General features: G+C 32.1%; 4 protein-coding genes. All 4 read right to left on the bottom strand.

Annotated elements, in window-relative coordinates; genetic code table 11:
• Positions 1-655: 655 nt before the first annotated feature.
• Positions 656-1,438, bottom strand: coding sequence for a nucleotidyl transferase AbiEii/AbiGii toxin family protein (locus U9R42_01380; protein ID MEA3494666.1), 783 nt, complete (start codon positions 1,436-1,438; stop codon positions 656-658).
• Positions 1,435-2,052: a hypothetical protein gene (locus U9R42_01375; GenBank protein MEA3494665.1), complete on the bottom strand. Its 618-nt coding sequence runs from the start codon at positions 2,050-2,052 to the stop codon at positions 1,435-1,437. The genes U9R42_01380 and U9R42_01375 overlap by 4 nt, the downstream gene beginning before the upstream one ends.
• 813 nt (positions 2,053-2,865) lie before the next feature.
• Complete coding sequence (locus U9R42_01370) at positions 2,866-4,230, bottom strand: putative DNA binding domain-containing protein (protein MEA3494664.1); 1,365 nt, start codon at positions 4,228-4,230, stop codon at positions 2,866-2,868.
• 258 nt (positions 4,231-4,488) lie between these two features.
• Complete coding sequence (locus U9R42_01365; GenBank protein MEA3494663.1) at positions 4,489-5,628, bottom strand: SDR family oxidoreductase; 1,140 nt, start codon at positions 5,626-5,628, stop codon at positions 4,489-4,491.
• Positions 5,629-5,735: the final 107 nt, after the last annotated feature.

Genomic DNA, 5,735 nt, shown 5'->3' with positions numbered 1-5,735 from the left:
TTATTGAGATTTATTTGAGATTTGTGATTTGGTTATTGGGATTTCTAACTAAATTCCAAAGTTCAATTTCCAAATTCCAAATAATTTCCAAAATTCAATTTCCAAATAACAAATAAATTCCAAATTTCAATATTCAAAATTCAAACATTTGCAGATACATAGTTTGGGTATTGATTTTTGCTTATTGAGATTTATTTGAGATTTGTGATTTGGTTATTGGGATTTCTAACTAAATTCCAAACTTCAATTTCCAAATTCCAAATAATTTCCAAAATTCAATTTCCAAATAACAAATAAATTCCAAAACTCAATAATCAAAATTCAAATATTTGCAGATACTGAGTTTGGGGATTGAGATTTCCAACTAAATTCCAAACTTCAATTTCCAAATAACAAATAATTTCCAAAGTTCAATTTCCAAATAACAAATAATTTCCAAAATTCAATTTCCAAATAACAAATAAATTCCAATTTTCAATATTCAAACCATAGCTGTATTTTGTTTGGGAATTGTACTTTGCTTATTGAGATTTATTTGAGATTTGTGATTTGGTTATTGGGATTTTCTATTTTAAATTCCAAACTTCAATTTCCAAATAACAAATAAATTCCAAACTTCAATTTCCAAATTCCAAACATTTGCTAATAAAATTTTTCACAATTCATTAAAAAATTCCGGGGCATGAAGTATTCTTGTGCTGTTATTTTTATTGAAAAGTAAATGTTCAAAATCTTTCATTTTATTTTTCAGGTCAATACTTTTAAAGATTCCTGATGCTTTTAGTTTAAGTTCTCCAAGAGTGGAAATTCCTGATCTTTCTTTTAGGAAAGTGAAGTCAGGCAAGGTCTGCGATAGTAAAAACATAGCATCGTAAAAGTCGCGTCCTTTCTGTCTGTTGAACATTGCCGAGACCTTCATGGCACACAGCACTGCATTGGAAGGGACGGGCATCGGGAAAAAGAAGCCACAACCTTTTATGTTTACTATTTCAGGTTTGTAGTGTACTAACTGATCCTGACTCTCTACTTTGATAAGGAACCGTTCATCACGATGTCCTGACAATCCCAACTCCAAAAGTAGTTCAGGGAAATAAATATTCCTACGGAATGCTTTAAGTTGTGGGTTGTTTCTGTCTCTAACCTCAGCACGTAAACCATTGTGATGAAGAAACTGTAAAACGCTATCTGTCATTTTTATAAACTCATCTTTTGAAAAGGCTTTACAGTCAAAATCAAGGTCTTCAGAGAAGCGGTCAATTCCTTTAATCAAACGTATGCTTGTTCCACCGATAAAGGTAATTTTACGAATATGGGAAGTTGTGGATAAATAATCAAGTATCATGAGTTGAATGTATTCCTTCAACATATACTTTTTTTGAAGAGTATTGTTGCCAAAAGAAGCAGGATAAAAGTTTTTAATGGCATCAAGCTGTATCATAGTCCGTAAGTAACAAAAAGCTTTTTAACCCTTTGTTCGAGAGTTATGTTTTTAAATCGTAATGTATAATTTTGCATCCGTTCTTTGTGAAGATCTTCGTGAAGAAAACTTTCGTCTAATCGCAGGTTTTCCAGTTCTTGCAACGAGTTATAAGCGGGATAAAGGTAAAGCAGGTCTATCAGGGCTTTTTCCCGATTTGCTATCTGCATCATTCTCCCATCAGCCAATGGTTTCATATCGTATCCAAACATGAGTTCCGGCTTGATGGTCTTGTATGAATATTCGGCAAAAGCATTTGCAAAAAATGCGGTTTTTAACGAACTGACACTGGTTATTTGCACTACTGCTTCGGGAATGATACCGTAAAATGTTAAAGCGGTATGCAAACTGATGTATGACGGACGATAAATACGGTTGGCAAAATAGAAAGCATAGTCCGGCTTGCCTATGTATTCAGGAAAAGAGTAATATCCTTGTCTTAAATGAATAAGTAAGCCTTTCTTTGTCCACCTGCTGAAGTTGTTACGGTCGAAATCGGGTTGCCACGCATATACCTGATTGATATTAAAAAAGGCAAGGTCGAACATTTTATTTCTGAATTCAATGTAGTTCACTGCATTTTGTTTCTGTTATACCGCAAATATAGTGCATTATAGAAATGATTTGGTATTTTGTGTTGTTTTTTAAGATTTGTGATTTGTTTATTGGGATTTTTTATTTTAAATTCCAAAGTTCAATTTTCAAATAACAAATAAATTTCAAAACTCAATATTCAAATTCCAAATAATTTCCAATTTTCAATATTCAAAATTCAAACATTTGCTAATCAAACTCCAAACTTTGCAGATACATAGTTTGGGTATTGAGATTTGGCTATTGAGATTTATTTGAGATTTGTGATTTGGTTATTGGGATTTTCTATTTTAATTTTCAATATTCAAAATTCAAACATTTGCAAATACAGAGTTTGGGTATTGAGATTTGGATATTGAGATTTATTTGTGATTTGTGATTTGGTTATTGGGATTTCTAACTAAATTCCAAAACTCAATATTCAAATTCCAAATAATTTCCAATTTTCAATATTCAAAATTCAAACATTTGCAAATACAGAGTTTGGGTATTGGGATTTGGATATTGAGATTTATTTGAGATTTGTGATTTGTTCTTTGTTTGTTGTTTGTTGTTCTTTGTTTGTTGTTCTTTGTTCGGTGTTCGGTGTTCTTTGTGTTCTATTTTTGATGGAACGCTGATGACACTGATTGTGCTGATCTACGCTATTATTTATTTTTTTATCTGTGATAATCCGCTAAATCAGTGTTATCTGTGTTCTATTTTTATGGAACGTGGTTTTAATGGAACGCTGATAACGTGGATTGTGCTGTTTTTCGCAGTTTTTTTTTAATTAAATAACAACTTTTACACACCTACTCACCAACAATTTTCCAATATCCGGTTTTCGGATTACCTTTCCTTATTAACAGTTTTTTTTCTTTTAAACTTGCTATGTTTTCTTTGATTTTTCGCTGTGAGATACCAACCAAATCTGCTAATTTCTGTGTTGTAATTATTGAATTATCAGCTATATATTTTAATATCATCCTTTGATTATCGGTGACCTTATCGGTGACCTTATCGGTGACCTTATCGGTGACCTTATCGGTATCATTATTATAAAAAGTTGTCCAAAAAATATTCATGTCAAATTTAAACTCCGGTTCAGGAATTTTATAATTTATACAATCATTTACTATATTTATAGTTCCCCTGCCCCAGTTCTCAATTAAACCGGCTTTATAAAATACGGCAGCAATTAATGGATTTGCAGGAACAGATGCATGTGATTGCTTTAATTTTTTGATTGTGATTTCAGATGGCAGTAATGCTCCGTTTGTCATCGTAATTTTATTGTCGTAAACTTTTATCTGCAAATTTGATGTATTAGTATAGTCTCTATGTATAAGAGCGTTAATTATTGCTTCTTTTAAAGCTTCGTAAGGGTATTCAAGTTTTTCTCTGCGGTGGATTCCTTCAAAACTAATATGACTTTTAAGATATTTGATTTTCAATACATCCAGAATTGTATTCACCTGATCAATAAGGTTTCCTTCAATAATATCACTGGTAAGAATATCAACCTCCGAAAGAAATTTGCCAATTTTTGAATGTGATTGGATAAAATATTTCTGTGGATTTTTAGCAAAAAGCAAAACTGCTGCCCGTTTTAAATAATCACCATCATACAAATTTAATTTTCTCAATAAAGTTTCTGTATTATTTTCATTTTGTATGCCGGGTATCCTATCACTAGCCAGACTTTTGAATTTAGCAATTGTTTTCTCATCAATTTCATTAACATGAAAGTTCTCAACAGGAATATCATCCCATGTTTTGCCAAATTTCTTTAATAAAAACTGACTGAGTTCACCACCTTTTAATTCCCTTGTTACACTTCCACTTCTTATAAAAAACTTTCCATGATAAGAAACAGGTGCATACGAATAATGTATTTCAATTTGAACGATAGACTTTCCTGTCAACTCAATTGAACTTAACCCAGGCGTAACACCTATATTGTTTGCAATTTTATTTGGCAGGTTTTCTAAAAGGTCGTTTAGGTTTGCAATGCCTACAATATCTTTATTATCTTCAATGCCAAGAAACATTTTCCCACCTGAAGTATTTGCAAATGCACAAAGTGTTTTTAAATGCTCATCTTTCCATAAACGTTTAAACTCAATAGTTTCACCTTCACCAGTTCTTATTATTTTAGGTACTTTATTGTACTTCATAAAAAAATTATCGAGTAATACTACTTGAAACATCATTTACTACAGCTTGTGTATGCTACAACTTGTGTATTGTTTTGGTGTCCGCTAATTACGCCCTGATACACTACCTTACAGGGTAAACTAATTTTCACTAATTATTTTTTTTTAAAAGGAGGAGTTCGTGCTAATTCGCCTGCCCCGTAGGGAGGTTTATCCTGTGAAATTCCGAGGAATATTTAACAGGAAACGACCGTACTGGGGTGTAATTCGTGGACCTGTTTATTTCAAATTCTCAAAATACCACTCCGCCACTTTTTTAAATCCTTCCTTTGCATCAAACTGAGGTATATATCCAAGTATCATCTCTGCTTTTTTAATACTTGCTTGGCTATGAGGAATATCTCCTGCTCTAAATGGTCCAAATTCAGCTTTTATATCTTTTATTTTTTTATCCTGTTTTGCAAGATTGTCCCGTAGGGTTTCAAAAAGTTCAATTAGATTTGTGTTACCTCCGTAAGCTACGTTGAAGACCTCAGCGAAAGAAAATGCTTGTCGGGGGGCTTCGTTTTTACTTCGACTTTGCTCAGTGTTCAAGCTCAGCCTCCCTGAATTTGGTGATTGAGCAGAGTCGAAATCACCACCCTTATAGTATTTATGACTATCTAAATCAATATTATAATATTCTCTTTGCCCTTTTAGTATATTTTTATCAGTTGCAAAAAGTGCCTTTTCGTTTGCTTGTATTACATTTTCTATATAAGTAAAATCCCTACTGTAACTTCCATCTCCATTAATTAATGGACTTTCTTGTTTTATAAGTTTTTTGACCCATAATGGAATTACTGCGGCATAAGCTCCATTTGGGTCTTGTCGTTTTCCAAAAACATTAAAATACCGCAAACCTATGCATTGCATTTTATACGTTTTTGCAAACACATCAGCATAAAGTTCGTTTACGTATTTGGTAATTGCATAAGGTGAAAGTGGTTTGCCTATTTCATTTTCAACCTTTGGTAATTTCTTAGAATCACCGTAAGTAGAAGAACTTGCTGCATAAACAAATCGTTTGACACCTTCATCTCTTGCAACAATAAGCATATTTAAAAAACCATCAATATTTACTGAATTTGTGTTTGCAGGGTCTTTAATTGAACGAGGCACACTTCCGAGTGCCGCTTCATGCAATACATAATCACAGTCTTTTATTGCATCCTTACAAGTTTCTAAATTTCTTATATCACCATTAATAAATTTAAAATCAGGATTATTAAAATGTTGAGAAATATTTTTTTCAAAACCAGTACTTAAGTCATCAAGAACAACAACATTATGTCCGAGATTTAGGAAATGGTCTGTTAGGTTAGAGCCTATGAACCCCGCGCCTCCGGTTATGAGTATTTTGTGTTTTTTTGTAGTCATTTTGTTATATTAAATTCCAAACTTCAATAAATCAAATTCCAAAGTTCAATTTCCAAATAACAAATAAATTTCAAAACTCAATATTCAAATTCCAAATAAATTCCAAA

It is taken from the genome of Bacteroidota bacterium (genome assembly GCA_034723125.1).
Taxonomy (GTDB): Bacteria; Bacteroidota; Bacteroidia; order CAILMK01; family JAAYUY01; genus JAYEOP01.
Note: the sequence above shows the minus strand (reverse complement) of the source record. Positions and strands in the feature narration are given on the sequence as shown.

Bases quoted from the DNA above. Each gene is read 5' to 3' on its own strand.
- U9R42_01380 (MEA3494666.1), bottom strand. From the start codon at position 1,438: ATGATACAGCTTGATGCCATTAAAAACTTTTATCCTGCTTCTTTTGGC.
- U9R42_01370 (MEA3494664.1), bottom strand. From the start codon at position 4,230: ATGAAGTACAATAAAGTACCTAAAATAATAAGAACTGGTGAAGGTGAA.
- U9R42_01365 (MEA3494663.1), bottom strand. From the start codon at position 5,628: ATGACTACAAAAAAACACAAAATACTCATAACCGGAGGCGCGGGGTTC.